The sequence below is a fragment of the Enterococcus sp. AZ091 genome (assembly GCF_051714805.1).
Classification (GTDB): Bacteria; Bacillota; Bacilli; order Lactobacillales; family Enterococcaceae; genus Enterococcus_D; species Enterococcus_D gallinarum.
On the sequence record NZ_JBIOSO010000001.1, the window covers coordinates 2,494,142 to 2,513,970 of the forward strand.

General features: G+C 41.2%; 21 protein-coding genes. 2 read left to right on the plus strand and 19 right to left on the minus strand.

The window, feature by feature from the left end:
- Positions 1-11 precede the first annotated feature (11 nt).
- The 12 genes from IGJ28_RS12300 to fabT form a co-directional block, all read right to left on the minus strand.
- Positions 12-851 (minus strand): transporter substrate-binding domain-containing protein, encoded by an 840-nt coding sequence (locus IGJ28_RS12300; protein ID WP_252711360.1) that lies wholly within the window; start codon positions 849-851, stop codon positions 12-14.
- 200 nt (positions 852-1,051) lie between these two features.
- Positions 1,052-1,837, minus strand: a complete 786-nt coding sequence (locus IGJ28_RS12305) for an acetyl-CoA carboxylase carboxyl transferase subunit alpha (RefSeq protein WP_003126354.1) — start codon at positions 1,835-1,837, stop codon at positions 1,052-1,054.
- Positions 1,830-2,699 carry an acetyl-CoA carboxylase, carboxyltransferase subunit beta gene (gene accD, locus IGJ28_RS12310; RefSeq protein WP_081132187.1) on the minus strand — a complete coding sequence of 290 codons (870 nt, stop codon included), beginning with the start codon at positions 2,697-2,699 and terminating at the stop codon, positions 1,830-1,832. Before accD ends, IGJ28_RS12305 begins: the two co-directional genes overlap by 8 nt.
- Positions 2,700-2,710: 11 nt before the next feature.
- On the minus strand, positions 2,711-4,075 hold the full coding sequence (locus tag IGJ28_RS12315) for an acetyl-CoA carboxylase biotin carboxylase subunit (RefSeq protein WP_003126352.1): 1,365 nt from the start codon (positions 4,073-4,075) through the stop codon (positions 2,711-2,713).
- A 7-nt stretch (positions 4,076-4,082) separates the two neighbouring features.
- Positions 4,083-4,502, minus strand: a complete 420-nt coding sequence (gene fabZ, locus IGJ28_RS12320; RefSeq protein ID WP_029486743.1) for a 3-hydroxyacyl-ACP dehydratase FabZ — start codon at positions 4,500-4,502, stop codon at positions 4,083-4,085.
- Between the two features lie 12 nt (positions 4,503-4,514).
- The gene (accB, locus tag IGJ28_RS12325; protein WP_252711361.1) at positions 4,515-4,994 is read right to left on the minus strand and encodes an acetyl-CoA carboxylase biotin carboxyl carrier protein; all 480 of its coding nucleotides are present in this window, start codon (positions 4,992-4,994) and stop codon (positions 4,515-4,517) included.
- On the minus strand, positions 4,995-6,233 hold the full coding sequence (gene fabF, locus IGJ28_RS12330; protein ID WP_003126348.1) for a beta-ketoacyl-ACP synthase II: 1,239 nt from the start codon (positions 6,231-6,233) through the stop codon (positions 4,995-4,997).
- 13 nt (positions 6,234-6,246) lie between these two features.
- Positions 6,247-6,984, minus strand: coding sequence for a 3-oxoacyl-[acyl-carrier-protein] reductase (gene fabG / locus IGJ28_RS12335; RefSeq protein ID WP_003126347.1), 738 nt, complete (start codon positions 6,982-6,984; stop codon positions 6,247-6,249).
- A gap of 9 nt (positions 6,985-6,993) precedes the next feature.
- Positions 6,994-7,917 (minus strand): ACP S-malonyltransferase, encoded by a 924-nt coding sequence (gene fabD / locus IGJ28_RS12340; RefSeq protein ID WP_252711362.1) that lies wholly within the window; start codon positions 7,915-7,917, stop codon positions 6,994-6,996.
- 125 nt (positions 7,918-8,042) lie between these two features.
- The gene (locus tag IGJ28_RS12345) at positions 8,043-8,267 is read right to left on the minus strand and encodes an acyl carrier protein (protein WP_003126345.1); all 225 of its coding nucleotides are present in this window, start codon (positions 8,265-8,267) and stop codon (positions 8,043-8,045) included.
- Positions 8,268-8,314: 47 nt separating this feature from the next.
- Positions 8,315-9,277: a beta-ketoacyl-ACP synthase III gene (locus IGJ28_RS12350; RefSeq protein WP_029486739.1), complete on the minus strand. Its 963-nt coding sequence runs from the start codon at positions 9,275-9,277 to the stop codon at positions 8,315-8,317.
- A gap of 9 nt (positions 9,278-9,286) precedes the next feature.
- Positions 9,287-9,727 carry a fatty acid biosynthesis transcriptional regulator FabT gene (fabT, locus tag IGJ28_RS12355; protein ID WP_005471259.1) on the minus strand — a complete coding sequence of 147 codons (441 nt, stop codon included), beginning with the start codon at positions 9,725-9,727 and terminating at the stop codon, positions 9,287-9,289.
- 302 nt (positions 9,728-10,029) lie between these two features.
- On the opposite strand from fabT, the gene IGJ28_RS12360 reads away from it, so the two are divergent.
- Entirely contained in the window at positions 10,030-10,986 is a 957-nt protein-coding gene (locus IGJ28_RS12360) for a GIY-YIG nuclease family protein (protein WP_252711363.1), read from the plus strand.
- Positions 10,987-11,076: 90 nt separating this feature from the next.
- Here the strand turns inward: IGJ28_RS12360 and IGJ28_RS12365 are convergent, their stop codons facing one another.
- From IGJ28_RS12365 to IGJ28_RS12395, 7 genes are all read right to left on the minus strand, one after another.
- Positions 11,077-11,307, minus strand: a complete 231-nt coding sequence (locus IGJ28_RS12365) for a YkuJ family protein (RefSeq protein ID WP_003126341.1) — start codon at positions 11,305-11,307, stop codon at positions 11,077-11,079.
- An 84-nt stretch (positions 11,308-11,391) separates the two neighbouring features.
- Positions 11,392-12,267 carry an NAD(P)-dependent oxidoreductase gene (locus IGJ28_RS12370; RefSeq protein ID WP_208774013.1) on the minus strand — a complete coding sequence of 292 codons (876 nt, stop codon included), beginning with the start codon at positions 12,265-12,267 and terminating at the stop codon, positions 11,392-11,394.
- Between the two features lie 74 nt (positions 12,268-12,341).
- Positions 12,342-13,574: a glycosyltransferase family 4 protein gene (locus IGJ28_RS12375; protein ID WP_252711364.1), complete on the minus strand. Its 1,233-nt coding sequence runs from the start codon at positions 13,572-13,574 to the stop codon at positions 12,342-12,344.
- A gap of 22 nt (positions 13,575-13,596) precedes the next feature.
- Entirely contained in the window at positions 13,597-14,616 is a 1,020-nt protein-coding gene (locus IGJ28_RS12380) for a glycosyltransferase (RefSeq protein WP_252711365.1), read from the minus strand.
- Positions 14,617-14,821: 205 nt separating this feature from the next.
- Positions 14,822-16,549 carry a phosphoenolpyruvate--protein phosphotransferase gene (gene ptsP, locus IGJ28_RS12385; RefSeq protein ID WP_003126336.1) on the minus strand — a complete coding sequence of 576 codons (1,728 nt, stop codon included), beginning with the start codon at positions 16,547-16,549 and terminating at the stop codon, positions 14,822-14,824.
- Positions 16,549-16,815, minus strand: a complete 267-nt coding sequence (locus tag IGJ28_RS12390; protein WP_003126335.1) for a phosphocarrier protein HPr — start codon at positions 16,813-16,815, stop codon at positions 16,549-16,551. The genes ptsP and IGJ28_RS12390 overlap by 1 nt, the downstream gene beginning before the upstream one ends.
- Positions 16,816-16,986: 171 nt before the next feature.
- Positions 16,987-17,169 (minus strand): hypothetical protein, encoded by a 183-nt coding sequence (locus tag IGJ28_RS12395; protein WP_005471251.1) that lies wholly within the window; start codon positions 17,167-17,169, stop codon positions 16,987-16,989.
- Positions 17,170-17,419: 250 nt separating this feature from the next.
- Here IGJ28_RS12395 and IGJ28_RS12400 point away from each other — a divergent pair, with 250 nt between their 5' ends.
- On the plus strand, positions 17,420-19,672 hold the full coding sequence (locus IGJ28_RS12400; RefSeq protein ID WP_005471248.1) for an ATP-dependent Clp protease ATP-binding subunit: 2,253 nt from the start codon (positions 17,420-17,422) through the stop codon (positions 19,670-19,672).
- The last annotated feature ends 157 nt before the right edge of the window (positions 19,673-19,829 follow it).

Genomic DNA, 19,829 nt, shown 5'->3' on the forward strand with positions numbered 1-19,829 from the left:
ACTACTCCGATCTATTCAGCCGCATTTTCGTTGGCTAAGTCTGTATTCTTTTGAACGTATTCATTAATTGTCCCTTTATCATTCAATTCTTTCAAAATACGGTTCAATTCATCTTTTAATTCTGTGCTGCCTTTTGGTAGAGCGATAGCATAAGAATCATCTGGTGAAGCTTCCAAAGCAATGTCAGCCACTGCCAAATCATCATTTTGAGCAACATATGAGTCTGCAACGGCACTTTCAAGTACTAGCCCATCGATCGATCCTTGTTTCAATTCATTGATCAAGTTAGGCACTTTCGCAATCGAAACCAATTGTGAGTCAGCTAATTGGTTTTGAACCACAGCCTCTTGGATCGATCCTTTTTGGGCGCCTACCTTCTTTCCTGAAAAGTCATCGATTGCAGACAATGCATCCGTATTGTCCTTTTTAATCACGATTTTTTGTTCAGGTGTAAAGTAGTTGTCAGTAAAATCAAATGTTTGTTTTCTTTCATCAGTTGCTGAGATCCCAGAAACCGCAATATCCGCTTTTCCTTGGCTCAATGCAGTTAGAACAGCATTGAACTCTAAGTCCATTACATTGACTTTGACGCCTAATTCTTTGGCGATTTCATTTACCAGATCAATGTCCGCGCCGACGATTTGGTCTTTGCCATCAATCAAAGCATGGAACTCAAAAGGTGCAAAATCAGCTGATGTCGCTACATTTAATACACCAGCAGACTTGATAGCTTCTAGCTGATTTTGCTCTCCTTTTTTTGACGAATCAGTGCTTGATGATCCACCATTCCCACATGCAGCTAAAGTTAATAAAGCAGCAACTGTTATAAATCCACTCATCAATTTCTTCATTTGTTTTCTCCCCTTATAAAATAAATAATTATGCATATATTCCCATCTTTATTCAGAATATATACATAATACCACAATGTTATTGAATTTCAAACAACTATCTGCTGATGTTTATTATATTAGAGAAATTTCACAAGGACAAATAAAAAAGCTTGAAATCAATGACGGATCAAAAATCGACATTGATATCAAACTTATGATTAAAATTTGCGAAAACGCTGATAGCGCTCAGCAAGGAGTTGGTCTATATTCTTTTGTGCGAGAGCAGCGATCTTTTTGGTGATTGCCGATCGCATTTCCGCGATCACTGTCTCTTTCGACAACAGTTCACCGTCGATGGTCTCGGGAATCACTTTTTCGATCACTCCAAGCTTGTGCAACTCTTGCGCTGTTATTTTCATGAGTCCGGCAGCTTCTTTCGCACGGCTTCCATCTTTCCAGAGGATCGATGCAAAGCCTTCCGGGGATAAAATCGCATAGATAGAATGTTCCATCATCCATACTTCATCCCCTAAAGCCAATGCCAAAGCTCCACCACTGCCGCCTTCGCCAATAATTATTGCCAAGATTGGTACTTTTAAATCTGACATTTCTAAGAGATTGCGCGCAATCGCTTCTCCTTCGCCACGCTCTTCAGCGCCGACGCCGCAATAGGCACCTGCTGTATTGATCAATGTGATAACAGGCCGTTGAAATTTCTCCGCTTGTTTCATTAGCCGCAACGCTTTTCGGTAACCTTCTGGATGAGGAGCACCAAAATTTCGTCGAAGGTTCTCTGGCAGGTTCCGCCCTTTTTGGATACCGATCACTGTCACAGGTTTCCCATCTAAGGCAGCGACCCCGCCCACAACAGCTTCATCATCGGCATAGAGACGATCCCCATGGAATTCCTGAAAATCGCTAAAAACATGTTCAAAGTAATCAAGTGCCGTCAAACGATCTTTGCTGCGGGCTAACTCAACGATCTCATGTGCCGCTTCAATCATTTGTCATCCACCCCTTTGTCGTATGCAATTTAAGCAATTGGGAAATTCGTTCCCTTAATTGTGTCCGTGGAACGATTTGATCGACAAAACCATGTTCCAACAAGAACTCTGCTTTTTGGAAGTCTTCTGGCAGTTCTTGTCGAATCGTTTGTTCGATCACTCGTCTCCCCGCAAACCCAATCAATGCCTGAGGTTCAGCGAGAATCACATCTCCTTCCATTGCAAAACTTGCTGTTACGCCTCCGGTAGTTGGATCTGTCAAGACTGTCAAATAAAATAAACCGGCTTCACTATGACGCTTCACTGCTGCAGAGATCTTAGCCATCTGCATCAATGAAAAAATCCCTTCTTGCATCCGTGCACCACCAGAAGCAGTGAATAATACAACGGGTAAGTTCTTCGCAAGCGCTCGCTCAAACAATCGAGTGATTTTTTCACCTACGACAGTTCCCATACTTCCCATAATAAAGTTGGAATCCATGATTCCTATTGCCACAGGTTGCTGATTGATTGTCGCTTCTCCAGTTAACACGGCTTCATGGAGACCAGTTTTTTCCTGTACGGAAGCTATTTTTTCGAGATAATCAGGAAAGTTGAGAGGATCTTCTGTTTTCACATCTGTATCCCATTCTTCCAAGCTTTTTTCGTCGATCGTTAATGCGATTCTTTCCCAGGCACTGATACGGAAATTATAGCCGCAATGAGGACAGACTTTTTCTGCGCCCATTTCTTTAGTATATAAGGTCCGTTTACAGCTGGGACATTTCGCCCAAAGATTGTCGGGCACTGTTGGTTCATTGGCAGGTGCCTGGCCGCGATTAGGATTGATGCGAATGTAATTCTTCTTTTTAAATAAAGCCATTCTCTTCCCTCCTATTGTTCAGGCGTCCAGTTTGGCAAGAATTCCTCTTGTAAAAAGGCTGTGTTGTAGTCTCCGGCAATCACTTTTGGATGACCGATCAGATCCATTTGGAATTCTGCATTCGTCACTACACCCTCAGTCACTAATTCAGCCAAAGCTCGCTGCATTTTCATCAATGCTTCAAATCGATTTTCTCCATGAACGATGACCTTTGCAATCATCGAATCATAGTAAGGAGGAATCGTATATCCAGAGTACATGGCACTATCCACACGAACGCCCAGACCTCCTCCAGGTAAAAATAAATTATGAATTTTTCCAGGGGAAGGAGCAAAATTAAAGGCTGGATTTTCCGCATTGATACGACACTCGATGGCAGCACCTTGCATTTTGACATCTTCTTGTTTGATATCCAGCGGTTCGCCGCTAGCAATCTCAATTTGTTTTTTTACGAGATCGATATTGGTCACCATTTCTGTGATCGGATGTTCGACCTGGATGCGAGTATTCATTTCCATGAAATAGAATTCGCCAGCTTCATCCATCAGAAATTCGATTGTACCAGCATTGCGATAGCCAACAGCCTGAGCGGCGCGAACTGCTGCAGCTCCTAGTTCTTGACGTTTACTAGCTGATATTACGACCGATGGCGATTCTTCCAAAACTTTTTGATTGTTCCGTTGTAAAGAACAATCCCGCTCGCCCAAGTGAATGATATTCCCAAAAGAATCTCCTAAAACTTGGACTTCGATATGTCTTGCGGGATACACGATTTTCTCAATATACATTTCATCATTACCAAAAGCGGCTTTTGCTTCTTGCTGAGCGGAAGAAAAATGCTGCGGCAATTCTTCTTTTGTCAATACTTTACGTATGCCTTTACCACCACCGCCTGCTGCTGCTTTAAGCATCACTGGATAGCCAATTTCTTCAGCGATCGTCAATGCTTCTTTCACATCAGAAATCGCTCCTTGACTGCCGGGGATCACTGGCACTTGTGCTTCGATCATCAACCGTCGGGCATTGATTTTGTTCCCCATTGCATCGATTGTTTCACTCTTAGGACCAATAAAGACAATATTGCATTCTTCACACATAGATGCAAAACGGCTATTTTCTGATAAGAAACCAAATCCGGGATGGATGGCTTCAGCTTTGGTAACGATCGCGGCGCTTAATATTTGTTGCACATTCAAATAAGAGTCTGCTGCTTTCGCCGGGCCAATACAAATGGCTTCATCGGCAAGTTCTGCATGTAACGCTTCTTTATCTGCTTCTGAATAAACTGCGACCGTTTGAATCCCAAGTTCGCGGCAAGCACGTATAATGCGAACAGCGATCTCACCACGGTTAGCTATCAATACTTTAGAAAACATTTTTCACCTATCCAATCATGAAGGTAAGTTCTGCTTCTGCAACTTTTTTGCCATCAACATAGGCAATCCCTTTGCCGATTCCTGCTGCAGATTTTACCTTGAGTATTTCTACTTCTAAGATCAATGTATCTCCTGGTGTTACTTTTTTGCGGAATTTTGCTTTATCAAGTCCGCCGAAATAAGCGGTTTTACCTCGAAAATCCGGTAAAGACAAGAGTGCAACTGCCCCCGCTTGGGCCATTGCTTCAACGATCAATACACCAGGCATGACTGGTTCATGAGGAAAATGGCCTTGAAAAAAAGGTTCGTTGATGGTCACGTTCTTCTTTGCTACCACCCGTTTTCCTTCTTCTAGTTCTTCAATGCGATCCACTAAGAGCATAGGATAGCGATGTGGAATGATTTCTTTGATTTCTTGAATTGACATAACTGACATAGCTTACCCTTCTTTCACACGGAATAATGGTTGATCGTATTCAACGATCTGCTCATTTTCAACTAAGATTTCAACTAATTCGCCATCAACATCGCTAACAATTTCATTCATTACTTTCATTGCTTCAACGATACAAAGGACATCCCCTTTTTTGACAGAATCGCCGATTTGTTTGAATTGGCTTTGTTCAGGACTAGGTTTTAAGTAAACCACACCCACTAAAGGTGAAACGATCTCCGTTCCCGCCATAATTGGCTCTGAACTAACCTCGAAGGTTCCAGCAGCTGTTGGTTGTACGCTTGGTACTGGTGCAGCTGCAGGGATGCTTTCAACTTTGACATCTGAACTCTCGGATGATACTTGACGGCCACTGAACGAATTTTTATTAAAATAAAGTTCGATGTTTTCTTTTTTGAGCTGCAATTCAGTCAAAGAGGACTGATCAAATTGGGAAAGCAGATCCTTGATTTCATTTGTTTCCAATTAAGCTTCCTCCCAACGTTTCAATAAGATGACTGCATTGTGTCCACCAAAACCTAGTGAGTTACTCATTGCATACGTAATTTCTGCTGGCTGGCTTTGGTTTTTCACAATATTTAAGTCGATTTCAGGATCTTGTTCACGAACATTGATGGTCGGTGGAATAAATTGATGCTGCAAGGCTAAAAGCGAGGCAATTGCTTCGATTCCTCCTGCTGCCCCCAATAGATGTCCTGTCATAGATTTTGTACTGCTGACGTAAGGTTTGCGATAGTCGTCCCCTAAACCATATTGGATCGATGTAGCTTCAGCTACATCATTAGCTGGTGTGCTTGTTCCGTGAGCATTGATATAGCCAACTTCGGCTGGAGTGATCGCTGCTTCAGACATCGCGAGTTTCATTGCTTTTCCAGCACCTGAACCGTCAGGATTCGGTGCAGTCATATGGTAGGCATCACAATTGGCACCATAGCCAACAACTTCCCCGAGAATCTTCGCTCCGCGCTTTTGGGCATGTTCAAATGATTCTAGAATCAAAACCCCAGCACCTTCTCCCATCACAAACCCGCTGCGGTTTTTGTCAAATGGTGTGGATGCTTTGTCTGGATCAGATTCCGTTGTTAATGCCGTTAAAGAAGCAAAACCAGCGATACCAATCTCACAAATCGTTGATTCAGATCCGCCAGCAATCATCACGTCTGCATAACCATGTTTGATATTGCGGAAAGCCTCACCAATCGAATGAGTACCGGATGCACAAGCAGAGACCGTAGTTGTACAAATGCCTTTTGCCCCCACACGCAATGCAATGTTTCCTGCCACCATGTTGACGATCGACATGGGCACAAACATTGGAGACACACGATTTGCACCTTTTTCATGCATTCGAATCACTTGGTCTTGAATAGTTGGCAAACCTCCAATACCTGATCCGACCATGACACCGAATCGATCGGCATCTAACGCTTCAGAATTCAAACCCGCCATTTTCATTGCTTCAAGGGCAGCATAGATCCCATAAATCGAAAAAAGATCCATCCGTTTCGTATCTTTTTTGACAAAGTATTTTTCTAGTGGAAACTCTTTGACTTCAGCTGCTACTGAAATCCCTGTTCCACTGGCGTCAAATTTGGTGATGGGGCCAATCCCATTGGTTCCATTTTGCAAACTAGCTAAAAATGTTTCTGGATCATTCCCAATTGGGGAAGTCACACCGTATCCTGTAATAACTACTCGATTCATAAGTATCTCCTTTCTATCCTTGCATGGCCATTCCGCCATCTACGCTGACTACTTGACCTGTGATATAAGCGCTTTGGGCCAAAAAAACCGCAGCTTTTGCGACATCTTCTACAGCACCAAATCGCTGCAACGGAATATTATTGATCGATTGTTCTTTTACCTTATCAGAAAGAACTGCGGTCATCTCCGTTTCAATAAATCCTGGTGCGATCGCATTACAGGTAATGCCTCTAGCCGCTCCTTCGCGGGCAACTGATTTGGTAAAACCAATCACGCCAGCTTTACTTGCTGCATAATTTGCTTGACCAATGTTGCCAGTCAATCCTACGACACTAGTCAAATTAATGATACGTCCTTCGCGTAGTTTCATCATCTTTTTGAGAGCTACTTGCGTCATGTTGAAGGTTCCAGTCAAATTGATCTTCAATACACTTTCAAATTCTTCTGGTTTCATGCGCAACAATAACTTGTCATTGGTGATTCCTGCGTTGTTGACTAAAATGTGGATCGGTCCTAATTCAGCTTCCGCTTGTGCAAGCATCGAAACAGCTTGATCGTATTCGGATATATCACCGTTGACTGCGATGCATTTCACACCAAAACGGGTAATCGTCTCTATAAGAGTTTGAGGTATCTCTTTCCGCCCATTCAATACGATATTGGCTCCTTCTTTGGCAAATGCTTCTGCAATGCCAAAGCCAATCCCTCTTGAACTACCAGTAATAAAGACATTTTTATTTGTCAGTTCCATAAATTCCTCCTAATCAAACCTTGAAAGTGTGTCAAAAAGTGTTTGAGCATCTTCCACTCTCGAAGCAGCAATGGTTTTGTCGATTTTTTTCAAAAAACCGGTCAATACTTTTCCGGGACCGATCTCGATCATCTGCTCAATTCCCATTTGTTTCAACTGCTCGATGCTTTCATAAAAACGCACAGGTGATTTGACTTGCTTCTCTAATAATTCTTTGACTTGTTCTTGTTTCATCGGTTTCGCAGTCGTGTTGCTGATCACCGGCACCTGTAAATCTTTGATTTCAATTTTCGCCAGCTCTTGAGCAAGTTGTTTAGAAGCGGGTTCTAAAAGTTTCGTATGGAAAGGGCCGCTGACATTTAATGGAATCATTCGTTTGGCTCCCGCCGCTTGCAATAACTGAACGGCTTGGTCAACCGCAGCTACTTCCCCACCGATGACAATTTGCTGCGGCGTATTGTAATTAGCTGGCGAAACGATCCCTACTTGGCTAGCTTCTTTACAAATCGCCTCAATGGTTTCAGCCGGAGTATTCATCACAGCGACCATTTTACCCACACCCTGTGGTGCGGCATTTGCCATAAACTTGCCGCGTTTTTGCACGAGGGCTACAGCAGTTTGAAAGTCTAATGCGCCGCTTGCTACTAATGCGGAATATTCACCTAAGCTCAAACCAGCCAAAGCATCGGCCTGGAGACCTTTTTCTTTTAACAAACGCCAAAAAGCCACACTGACGGTTAAAATGGCTGGCTGCGTATATTCAGTTTGATTCAAACGGTCATTTTCATTAAAACATAGTTCAGTCATATCATAGCCGAGCATCTCACTTGCTTCCGCAAAGGTTTGTTGAACACTTGATTCTTGCTGATATAACTCCTGACCCATTCCTACATATTGGGCTCCTTGACCGCTGAATAAAAATGCTGTTTTCATTTTAAACTCCTTTTTTGAACTGAAAGATTTTGGAGAAAATGGCATCTTCACTCGCAGATCTCAGCGAGTGAAACACACTCTTTCTATTACAAGGAAAGGCTAGGCTGTTTGCCTAGCCTCGTTTTTTATGCTTGTTGTTTTTCAACGTATTTAACTAGATCTTCGACAGTTTTGATGCCGTCTTCAGTTTCGATTTTTACATCGAATTCATCTTCGATCTCGTTAATGATTTGGAAAAGGTCTAAGCTGTCTGCTTCAAGATCCTCTTGAATGTTTGTGTTTAATTTGATTTCTTCTTTTTCTTTTCCTAATTCTTCTGCTACGATTTCTTGAATTTTTTCGAATACCATGTGTATATTCCTCCAATGTGTTTTCTTCAATATTGATTGTGAACAGGCTATAAAGCTGCCAGCATGGTCCCCCATGCTAATCCGCCGCCGAAACCTGAGAACACCACTTTTTGTCCGCTGCCTAAAGACAGCGTGCCGCGTTTCACTTCTTCATCTAACAAAATCGGAATTGAAGCGGCTGAAGTATTGCCATAAAATTGCATATTTTGCAAAAACTTATGTCGCGGGACCTTTAATTTCCGAGCCACTTTATCTAAGATTCGGGAATTGGCCTGATGCAACAAGTAATAATCTACCGATTCATGCTCACTGATTGCATGAATGGATTGAACGACATCGCGTGTCGCAAAATCAAAAATTTCACGACCAACCATCTGCATACAAGCACTGTATTGGGTTGACGAACTTCCGTAAGGATTCTTATTTTCAACAAAACCTGATGTCAGAGAGAGTCCTCTGGTTCCATCAGACTGCAGCGATTCCTTCAAGAGATGCTGATGGTTGGTTGCTTCTAAAAGCACCCCGCCTGCCCCGTCTCCAAATAAAACTGCGGTTGAACGATCTTCCCAATCCAAGACCTTTGACAGCACTTCACCGCCAATGACGAGCCCTTTTTTAGAACCGGTCCGAATCAATTTTTCTGCTAAAGACAATGCATAAACAAATCCGGCACAAGCTGCGCTGATATCAAAAGCAAAAGCTTGATGGGCGCCAATATTCCCTTGAACTTGGCAAGCAACTGCCGGTGTATTGAAATCCGGAGTGATGGTCGCTACTAGGATAAAGTCCAATTCATCTGGAGCAAGTCCCCTTGATGCCAAAAGTTTCGTAGCAACATTCGTACATAAATCGGAAGTATTTTCTCCATTACTAATTCGACGTTCTTTGATTCCTGTACGTGAAAAAATCCAGTCATCTGATGTATCCATAATTTCTGAAAGTTGCTGATTCGTCACGATTTGTTCAGGAACATAGCTTGCTGTTGCGGTAATCTTTCCAAACATATTCATCCGTTACACTCACTTATAATCTTGTAAAAAGTCATGCAGATTTTTTAAGGCTTTAAGTAAAGCTTGCTCTTCATCCGTAGACATCTGGCTTAGAACGCCTTTGACCATCTCACGGTGAAAATGTTGATGTACCCGATAAAGCAATTTGCCTTTTTTTGTCAACGCAAGTTTGACTACGCGTCGATCGTCTTCACTGCGAATGCGTTCTACATATTCTTTTTTAACCAAACGATTGATTGCAATGGTGAGGGTCCCAACAGTAATAGAAAGCTCTTTAGCGACTTCTGAAGTTGTTTTCTTCTTGTACATGCCGATTGCTTCAATCGTATGCATTTCTGTGATTGAAAGATCTTTAAATTGTGATTTCTTTAATTCTGATTCTTCGATCACGAGAATGTCATTGAAGACACTGACTAAATAGTCGTTGACCGTTTCTAAATTTGGTTCCATATCTTTCACCATCCGAATAGTTTGATAATCAAATCATTTGATAGTCAAACTATAAAGTAACTTTTAGAGAATTGCAAGAAAATTTTTTGATTTTTATTTTTTTTAAGCGCATTTTTATTTTCAGTACGCTTTTCTAACCTTCACAAGTTCTTAAGTTGACAATTACCAGAGAATCGTGTAGTTAAAAATTATTTTGATTATCAAAGATTTCTTCCATCATTTCACGAAAATGATTATCGTGTCAGAACATCACTTGTTCTGCACCTTAAATTTTGGTATCGTTGCAGTGTAGAAATGAGGTGATGGACATCAACGCACGGATCGAATACTTAAAGCAAAAAGCAAATGCGTTACCCCAAAAACCTGGGATTTATTTAATGAAAGATTCTCATGGCGGAATTCTGTATGTTGGAAAAGCTAAGCAATTGAAACAACGAGTTTCTTCTTATTTTCGCAAAAATACACAGCATACAAACAAGATTCTGCGTTTAGTTCACAATGTCGTAGATTTCGAAACAATTTTCGTAGACACAGAACTCGATGCGCTATTGATAGAATGTCAGTTGATTCAGCAACATCGTCCCATTTATAACCGTCAAATGACCAACTTTCTTAATTACCAATACATCCGCTTTGATGCAGGAAACATCGTTCGAACAAATGAGGCAGCAGAGGATGCAATAGGACCTTTTCGCCGATCCAAGCAATTGCCGGAAATCATTGAGATATTGACAGAAACGTATCAATTACCTTCTGTCAATCCTTATAAACTTCTCTCGTTGTCCAAACAGTTGCCGTTGATGCAAACTATTCCTTTGGAAGAAAAACTGAATGAGCTGAAACTTTTCTTTCGTGCAGAAAGCAAGACAATATTTCGTTATCTCGACCAACGATTGCATTATTTTGCGGAACAGTTACTTTTTGAACAGGCTGATCAACTACTGTACCAAAAAAAATTGCTTCAATCCTTTTATCGAGAAATTCTCGAGGTGAATACTCTGATCGCTCTCCCAGAAGTTCGTTTTGAGATTCCTCTTGAAACCTCTCTTGAAGCTTCTCTTGCTGCCGATTCATCACAAGTAAAAGTCTATCAACTCTCTTTTGGACAAATCATTCATAGCGAAGTTGTATCAACCTCTGATGCTTTTGTTCCAGCACCTTTAACAACAGCTAAACGATTGCTGCCAACAGACCTTGACCCTCTACATATAATTTTGCGCCAGTTAAGACAATTAAATTTTGTGCTCTCAAATACCTAAACGCTCAAATGATTGCAACAAAAAACCAGCGTTCCTCTTTAAGGAACGCTGGCAATGCGTATGGCATTTTTCATCTGACCGCTGATACGTTTATTGGATCAAATCATAAATTTCCATGGCTACAATATCAATATTATCAAATTGATAAGGCTGACTTGACTCTGCTTCCGTTAACTCAAACGTTTCTGTGGTGTTATCGTAGGTCACTGTGCATTTTTCTACGCCTTCTTTTTCGAAACGGCGAACTTGAACCTCGTTGTCTTGCGCTTCGACCATCGCTTCTAAACGTTTGATGATAGCGACTAATTGCGAACTTTTCATTCGTAAGCCTCCTTTTTCTGTCCGTTATATTGTATCAAATCATATTCTATCTTGCATTGATTTTTTACAATTTATTTTGTCATTTTAAGATTTTTTTCCATCTTGCCACCAAAGCTTAATCAGGGCTTGAGTCCCATCACTTTCATAGCCAGCTTCCGCTAAGCGATCGTACATTTTTTTTGCCAAAGCCGTACTTGGCAAATCCAGTCCCATTTTCGCTGCTTCATCAAGTGCGATACCTAAATCTTTGATAAAATGTTTGACAAAAAAACCAGGTGAATAATCTTCTTTCAAAATACGGGGGCTGTAGTTGGCCAATGACCAGTTTGCGGCGCTGCCACCAGATAATGTCTCAATGACTTGCGGAAGTTCTAAACCTGCTTTATCGGCATAGACGAGCATCTCAGTCATTCCAGTCATCGTGCCAGCAATCATGATCTGATTGGCCATTTTTGTGTGCTGGCCTTTGCCGGCAGAGCCATGAAGATGACACGTTTTTCCGACAATCTCAAATAGTGGTTCAACTTTTTGATAGGCTTCCTCGTCACCACCCGCCATTATCGTCAACGTTCCATTTTTTGCTCCAAGGTCACCACCAGAAACTGGCGCATCAATACTTGCCGCACCTTGCTCTTTTGCCGTTTGATAGATTTGTTCTGCTAATTTTGGCGTACTAGTTGTAAAGTCAACTAAATATTTTGCCGCGACATCGGTTTGAAAAATTCCCTTTTCTCCATAGTAAACTTCCTCAACATCTGCAGGATAGCCGACCATTGTGAAAACAACTTCACTTTCAGCAGCAACTATTTCAGGCGTATCACACCAAACCGCTCCTTTAGCGACTAATTCGTCTGTTTTGCTTTTTGTACGATTATACACATTTACATGATGTCCGCTTGCTAAAAAGTGACCGACCATTGATTGGCCCATGACACCCGTTCCAATAAAACCTAGCTTCATAGTCATACCTCCAAAAATAAAAAAATTCACGTCTTTAGTATACGCTAAAAACGTGAACTTGACTGCAATAATGTTTAATCAATTGTTCGTTTAAATGATTTCAATTTGACTTTGAATTTTTTCAATGTTTCTTCGGTTTCCTTGTCTAGACGTTCTGTCTCATAGTAAGCGATCATATCATGGTAAAAAGAAAGCATCGATTCACCAAAGTGTGCCGCAGAGATTTCATACATTTTTCGTGCTAAGACACTTTCATCCCTAGGAATCTGCTGTTGATAATAATGAATAAATGCAGAAGCAAAATCTTGATCGGTGTCAAAGGTCACACCAAGAGATGGATCATCGATCAATGTATTTAAATAATCATTGCCTTCAACGACTAAAGGCGTACCTGCTGCCATTGCTTCTGTATACGTCAGTCCTTGTGTCTCTGAAGTAGAAGCACTGACGAAGAAATCTGCTGCATGATAATAGATGGCGACTTCATCATTTGCAACCTCTCCAACAAAATGAACATGGTCAGACAAGTTCATTTCTTGAACTTTTTCTTCCAATTTTTCTTTGTAAGGCCCTTTGCCCACGATCACTAATTTGGCTGAAGGAATTTCTGCTAGAATATCAGGCAGTCCATCAACGATCGCTTGGATATTTTTCTCATAAGAAATACGACTCAATGATAATAACATTGGCTGGTCTTCTTCAATCGCCAATTCTTGACGCAAGGCTCGTTTCATTTCCAGAGTGATATCCGGGCGGCAAAATTTCTCTACCTCAATACCAGTGGGAATGATGCGCATCGGCGACACAACGCCATAACTGCGTAGTGTATCGATGACCCGTTCACTCGGGCAGACAACCCCAGTAGAATGATTGGCAAACAGACGAGAGAAATACTTTACGTGTGTAGGTCGCAAAACTTTTCCTTTCGCAATATAATGCAGATAATCTTCATACATTGTATGATAGGTATGAATCACAGGAATCTGTAGTTTTCGACCCACCATTTTTCCCAGTAGTCCCGCACCAAATTCAGTATGGGTATGAATCAGTTCTAGTTCCAACTCTTTCGCAATCAAATAGGCATACCACATGCCCCGCACCACGATTCTACGGTCTTTGAAAGACACGAAAGGCACACTAGGCATACGAATGATATCTTCCTCATCCATTTCTGCATTTGGATCTGTAGTCGTAAAGATATAGACCTTATGGCCCTTCTTTTCCAACTCTTCTTTTAATGTTTTGATCGATGTCGCTACACCGCTCACTTGCGGAAAATATGTGTCTGTAAAAAATCCGATTTTCACAACGGTACCTCCAAACTTGCCGTCAATCAACGGGTTTTTCTTCTAAAACGCTTTGATAAACTTTCTTTAACTCTTTTCCAATTTCTTCAATACTCCGTTCTGCAGCTGCTTGATAGCCGGCAGCTGACAGATCTGGTACACGACCTTCTACGATGTTAGCAATTTGTTCAACGAACTCATCAACTGTCCGTCCCATATAAGAATTGTGATTCTCTTGCAACCAACCATGGTAAACAGGAATGTCACGCACTAGAACTTTCTGCTTACTAGCAAGCGCCTCTAACACAACGATCCCTTCTGTTTCTTCATAGGAAGGAAAGAAAAACAGATCTGCTCCAGAATAGGCCCCCTCAATGACATCTCCTTTGATATAGCCAGGAAAAATAACATTTTCAGGATGGTTTTCTTTCACGAGATCTCGAACCGCTTTAGGGATCGTATACATAGGTGTATGTCCAAACCAAATAAAAGTATACTCTGGCATGCGGCGAGCAATCTCAACAAAATCGACAATTCCTTTTCTCTCAAAATACAAGCCAACAGAAATAATCACTTTTTGATCCGCCGACAATTGGAAATAGTCGCGAAAAGCCTGTTCTTTTTTTGGTTCCGGACGATATTTGTCCAAATCAATCCCATTAGAGATCGCACAGATCGGTACCTTGATGCCATACCCTTCCAATAGTTCTTTTGCGTAGGGCGTTGGGGTTATCAATTGATCGGCTCGGGAATATAAATTGATCAAATATTTTTTGTATAATGGCGATAACTGGTTTGAGCCGATAAATGAATTTCGAAAATCTTCTTCAGTCGAATGCGCATGGTAAATTACCTTTTTGCCTTGTTTCCTTGCTTTATTGATTTGATTCAACGAATTGATCCCATACGTATTAATATGAAGTATATCATAATCCTCAGCTTGTTTGTCTAATGTATATTCAACACCGATACTGCTCAGTGCACGTTGCTGATGCTCAAGTGCTCTGCCGATACCAGATTTCTCTAAAAGCTTTTCACTTTCAAAATAGAGAAGTACTTTCAAACGAGATTCCTCCTTCTAAACTGTTACATCTAGTATAACATAGCTAGACGAGAACACCCTCCAACTCAAGGCCTAGTTTTTGTATTGATTTCTATCATACGTCAAAAAGCTGGTTTATCAAAGGTCATCAAAACAATATGACAAAACTGTTCGCTCCCAGACCATAAAAAAGCAGCAAGCGAATTCGCTTGCTGCTAACTTTTAACTACTTTACATATTGATTGATCAATTCCACTACTTCTTCCATCGTATCGCAATCTTCCAAAGCACGTTTTGCTAATTCTTGCATGTCAGTTGTTGACAAGCGTTTCATTAAGCTCCGTGTTTTAAGTACAGAAGTTGCGCTCATAGAGAATTCATCTAAGCCCATACCGACTAGAAGTGGCACAGCAGTTTGATCGCCGGCCATTTCTCCACACATACCAGCCCATTTACCTTCAGCATGTGCTGAATCGATTACGTTTTTGATCAAACGTAGAATAGATGGGTTATATGGTTGGTAAAGATATGAAACTTGTTCATTCATACGGTCTGCAGCCATTGTGTATTGGATCAAGTCATTGGTACCAATACTGAAGAAGTCTACTTCCTTGGCAAATTTGTCAGCTAAGACAGCTGCTGCAGGAATTTCGATCATGATACCTACTTGAATATCTTCAGAGACAGTTACGCCTTCATCGATCAATTTTTGACGTTCTTCTTCGTACATTTTTTTCGCAGTACGGAACTCTTTCAATGTTGCCACCATCGGGAACATAATACGCAAGTTTCCGTGAGCAGAAGCACGTAACAGCGCACGAAGTTGTGTACGGAACATGCCGTCACCCAACTCAGACAAACTGATACGCAATGCACGATAGCCTAAGAATGGGTTCATTTCGTGTGGCAATTTCAAGTAAGGAAGTTCTTTGTCCCCACCGATGTCCATTGTACGAACAACGACTGGTTTACCAGCCATTCCTTCAAGAACTGCTTTGTATGCTTCATATTGGTCATCTTCTGTAGGAAAATCAGGAGAATCCATGTACAAGAATTCTGTCCGGTATAAACCGACAGCTTCTGCACCATTGTTGTGAACACCTTCAAGATCTTTAGGCGTTCCGATATTTGCAGCTAATTCAAAGTGCTTGCCGTCAGCTGTAACGGTTTGAGCATCTTTCAATTTTTCCCATTCTGCTTTTTGTTCCGCGTAAGCTTTCCCTGCTTCAATAAATTCAGCAGCTTGGTCTTCAGTAGGATTGATGATAACATCTCCTAAGATTCCGTTAACTGCCAGAATATCACCAGCATTCACTTTAGCTGTGATTTCTTTTGATCCTACGATTGCAGGAATTTCAAGAGATCGAGCCATGATTGCTGAGTGAGAGGTACGTCCCCCGATATCAGTTACAAAAGCTTTAACGAAGTTGCGGTCTAATTGCGCAGTATCACTTGGTGTCAAATCGTGAGCAACGATAACAACTTCTTCGTTGATCATTGAAGGATTTGGCAACGTCACATTTAGCAAATGTGCCAAGATACGTTTCGCAACGTCTTTGATGTCCGCTGCACGTTCTTGCATGTATGCATTGTCATCCATTGCTTCAAACATGCCGATATACATGTCAGTGACTTCTTTCAATGCAGCTTCTGCATTGACTTTGTTATCTGCCATGTTTTGTTTGATTTGTCCGATCATTTCAGGATCTGACAGAACCATTAAATGAGCATCAAATACTTGTGCTTCTGCCTCGCCTAAAGATTGCGCTGCTTTGTCACGGATTTGTTGCAATTCCGCTGTTGACTTTGCTAGTGCTTCATCTAAACGAGCTTCTTCTGCTGCCGTATCTTCAACATTTACTTTTGAAAAAGATAAATCAGGTTGTACTAACAGGTAGGCTTTGGCAACGGCTACACCATCACTAGCAGCAATTCCTTTTAGCATCTCAACCATTATTCAGACAAACCTTCTTTTTTCATTGTTTCAACGATTGCAGCGATTGCATCTGCTTCGTCAGCACCTTCAGCAGTGATTGTAACGTCAGAACCTTGACCAACACCTAGAGACATAACGCCCATGATTGATTTAAGGTTTACTGATTTACCTTTGTACTCCAAGTTGATATCAGAGTTGAATTTGCTTGCTGTTTGTACTAATAAAGTAGCTGGACGTGCGTGAATCCCTGTCTCAGCAACTACGTGAAAATCTTTCTTTTCCATATTGATCAATCTCCTTTATGATACGGTTTTTTTGTGGTGAAGGCTTTTTTTGACTCAGTCAATTGTCAGACTCAAAAAAACGCCCTTTCAACTGTTAAGATTACCATTTTTTTCTCTGATAGACAACCGTTTTCTCTTAAGAAAACGACTGAAATGAACCTATATTTGTTTTTATGGTTGGTACCGATAGATGATCTTGCCATTCAAGCCAGCCTCGCCGACAAATTTCATGCGGTCTTCCAATTTTAACCATGCTTCTCGAAATAGCAGAAATTCGGATTGTTCTACCAGCAATTCGTCGATTTCTCCAGAGCGCAACTGTTCAATTTGTTCAACAAATCGATTTTCATTCATCTCTATCACCTCTTCATCTTCTCCATTATAAACGATTCTTTTTTCAGGGAAAAGTTGTTTCCGTCATCAAAGCTGAAATCCTTGCAGTCTGAAAAAAAAATTGTATAATAAAGTTATGGTCAGTAAAGGTCAATGAAATTTTTGACGCTGCTGACAATTATTCACCGAATCTGCAAGTGTATCTTTTTACCATGAGTAAAAATCGCGGTAGAATGATAGATGAGCAAATGATAAGAAAGGTCGTGAACATATGCTTTGTCAAAATTGCGGTAAAAATGAAGCTTCTATTCATCTTTATGCCAATGTCAATGGTCAAAGAAAACAACTCGATTATTGTCAAAGTTGTTACCAAAAATTAAAAGCACAATCTGGAAATCCAACAAATATGATGGCTCAGGATCCCTTCGGCTTCGGAAATCTTGATGACCTTTTTCGACAAATGTCTCGCCAAATGCAACAAGGAAATTCACCTTATGAACAAACGCCTCCAACTCAAACTGGAGGAAACGGCATAATCGGCGGACAACCTCCGCGCAATGGCCAAGCACCTTCTGGTCTTTTAGGCGAATACGGCATCAATATCACACAACAAGCTCGAGACGGCGGGATCGATCCAGTCGTAGGACGTGACGATGAAATTCGTCGGGTGATCGAGATCTTGAATCGCCGAACGAAAAACAATCCTGTATTGATTGGTGAGCCTGGTGTAGGTAAAACCGCTGTCGTGGAAGGTCTGGCACAAAAAATTGTCGACGGTGACGTTCCTCAAAAACTAATGGATAAAGAAGTGATTCGCTTAGATGTTGCGTCACTGGTTCAAGGAACGGGTATTCGCGGACAATTTGAAGAGCGGATCCAAAAATTGATTGAAGAAATCAAACAAGCCGAAAATGTCATCTTATTCATTGATGAAGTCCATGAGATCGTGGGCGCAGGGGCTGCTGGTGATGGCAACATGGACGCTGGAAACATTCTGAAACCAGCATTGGCTCGCGGCGAATTACAAATGGTCGGCGCAACGACATTGAACGAATATCGCATCATTGAAAAAGATGCAGCATTAGAACGTCGTTTGCAACCTGTCCGAGTCGATGAACCTTCTGTAGAAGAAACCATCAGTATTTTGAAAGGATTACAGCCTCGATATGAAGATTACCATCATGTAAGATATACGGATGAGGCAATCAAAGCTGCTGCTACCCTTTCCAATCGCTACATCCAAGACCGTTTCTTGCCTGATAAAGCAATCGATCTTCTGGATGAGACCGGCTCGAAAAAAAATCTGACTATTCAAATTGTCGATCCGAAAACAATCGACAAGAAATTGCAAGAAGCAGAAGAACAAAAACAAGCTGCTTCTAGAGAAGAAGACTTTGAAAAAGCTGCTTACTACCGAGATCAAATCAATAAGCTGCAAAAAATGAAAGAACGTCAAATCAGTGAAGAAGAAACACCCGTGATCACCGAAAAGGATATGGAGCAAATCGTTGAAGAACGGACAGGCATTCCGGTTGGCGAACTCAAAGAAAAAGAACAAACTCAGTTGAAAAACTTAGCTCAAGATCTGAAATCGCATGTAATCGGACAAGATGAAGCAATCGATAAAGTTGCCAAAGCGATCCGTCGTAATCGTGTGGGATTAGGAAAACAAAGCCGTCCGATCGGTTCGTTCCTTTTTGTCGGACCAACTGGTGTTGGTAAAACAGAACTTGCTAAACAACTTGCCTATGAAATGTTTGGCTCTGAAGAATCAATGATTCGTTTTGACATGTCAGAATACATGGAAAAACACAGTGTCTCCAAACTGATTGGTTCTCCTCCTGGTTATGTTGGTTATGAAGAAGCTGGACAGTTAACGGAAAAAGTCCGTCGTAACCCTTATAGCTTAATTCTTTTAGATGAAATCGAAAAAGCTCATCCTGATGTTCTGCATATGTTTTTGCAAATCTTGGATGACGGTCGTTTAACTGATGCTCAAGGACGCACGGTCAGCTTCAAAGACACATTGATCATCATGACAAGTAATGCCGGCACTGGAAAAGTAGAAGCCAATGTTGGTTTTGGAGCAGCCCGGGAAGGTGTCACACGATCTGTCTTGAATCAGTTAAATAACTACTTCACACCAGAATTTCTGAATCGCTTTGATGGCATCATTGAATTCAAAGCATTAAGCAAAGAAAATCTGTTATCCATCGTTTCTTTGATGCTCGCAGATGTCAATCAAACCTTAGCCAATCAAAAATTGCATATTGAAGTTCCAGAAAATGTCCAAGAAAAATTGGTAGAGCTTGGTTATAGTGCTACGATGGGGGCTCGCCCATTACGCCGAACGATTCAAGATCATATCGAAGATGGTATCGCAGAATTTTATCTTGATCATCCTCAAGTCCATGATCTACAAGCAACTTTGGATTCTGAAGACAAAATCATTGTGACAGCAAAAACTGTTGACACACCCGAAGAGCCAAAGGAACAAGAAAAACAGCCTTCTGATGATGAGTAAAATCCTCGCAACAGCCAGACATCGTACCTTATTTGTCTAGATTTCTATGCCAGACGCCTGAATAACCTCAAAAAAACCAAGGTTTTCAAGCTGTCTGGCTTTTCTTTTTAAAAAAAACGCCCTATAATATTAGTAAAAATACATAGAATGTGAGGTG

What these genes read in the sequence shown, in the direction of transcription:
- IGJ28_RS12315 (WP_003126352.1), bottom strand. Translation starts at nt 4,075, where the DNA reads ATGTTTTCTAAAGTATTGATAGCTAACCGTGGTGAGATCGCTGTTCGC.
- IGJ28_RS12390 (WP_003126335.1), bottom strand. Translation starts at nt 16,815, where the DNA reads ATGGAAAAGAAAGATTTTCACGTAGTTGCTGAGACAGGGATTCACGCA.
- fabF (WP_003126348.1), bottom strand. Translation starts at nt 6,233, where the DNA reads ATGAATCGAGTAGTTATTACAGGATACGGTGTGACTTCCCCAATTGGG.
- IGJ28_RS12370 (WP_208774013.1), bottom strand. Translation starts at nt 12,267, where the DNA reads ATGAAGCTAGGTTTTATTGGAACGGGTGTCATGGGCCAATCAATGGTC.
- fabZ (WP_029486743.1), bottom strand. Translation starts at nt 4,502, where the DNA reads ATGTCAATTCAAGAAATCAAAGAAATCATTCCACATCGCTATCCTATG.
- fabT (WP_005471259.1), bottom strand. Translation starts at nt 9,727, where the DNA reads ATGGAACCAAATTTAGAAACGGTCAACGACTATTTAGTCAGTGTCTTC.
- IGJ28_RS12395 (WP_005471251.1), bottom strand. Translation starts at nt 17,169, where the DNA reads ATGAATGAAAATCGATTTGTTGAACAAATTGAACAGTTGCGCTCTGGA.
- ptsP (WP_003126336.1), bottom strand. Translation starts at nt 16,549, where the DNA reads ATGGTTGAGATGCTAAAAGGAATTGCTGCTAGTGATGGTGTAGCCGTT.
- accD (WP_081132187.1), bottom strand. Translation starts at nt 2,699, where the DNA reads ATGGCTTTATTTAAAAAGAAGAATTACATTCGCATCAATCCTAATCGC.
- fabG (WP_003126347.1), bottom strand. Translation starts at nt 6,984, where the DNA reads ATGGAACTGACAAATAAAAATGTCTTTATTACTGGTAGTTCAAGAGGG.
- IGJ28_RS12365 (WP_003126341.1), bottom strand. Translation starts at nt 11,307, where the DNA reads ATGAAAAGTTCGCAATTAGTCGCTATCATCAAACGTTTAGAAGCGATG.
- IGJ28_RS12305 (WP_003126354.1), bottom strand. Translation starts at nt 1,837, where the DNA reads ATGATTGAAGCGGCACATGAGATCGTTGAGTTAGCCCGCAGCAAAGAT.
- IGJ28_RS12350 (WP_029486739.1), bottom strand. Translation starts at nt 9,277, where the DNA reads ATGAATATGTTTGGAAAGATTACCGCAACAGCAAGCTATGTTCCTGAA.
- fabD (WP_252711362.1), bottom strand. Translation starts at nt 7,917, where the DNA reads ATGAAAACAGCATTTTTATTCAGCGGTCAAGGAGCCCAATATGTAGGA.
- IGJ28_RS12300 (WP_252711360.1), bottom strand. Translation starts at nt 851, where the DNA reads ATGAAGAAATTGATGAGTGGATTTATAACAGTTGCTGCTTTATTAACT.
- IGJ28_RS12400 (WP_005471248.1), top strand. Translation starts at nt 17,420, where the DNA reads ATGCTTTGTCAAAATTGCGGTAAAAATGAAGCTTCTATTCATCTTTAT.
- IGJ28_RS12360 (WP_252711363.1), top strand. Translation starts at nt 10,030, where the DNA reads ATGGACATCAACGCACGGATCGAATACTTAAAGCAAAAAGCAAATGCG.
- IGJ28_RS12345 (WP_003126345.1), bottom strand. Translation starts at nt 8,267, where the DNA reads ATGGTATTCGAAAAAATTCAAGAAATCGTAGCAGAAGAATTAGGAAAA.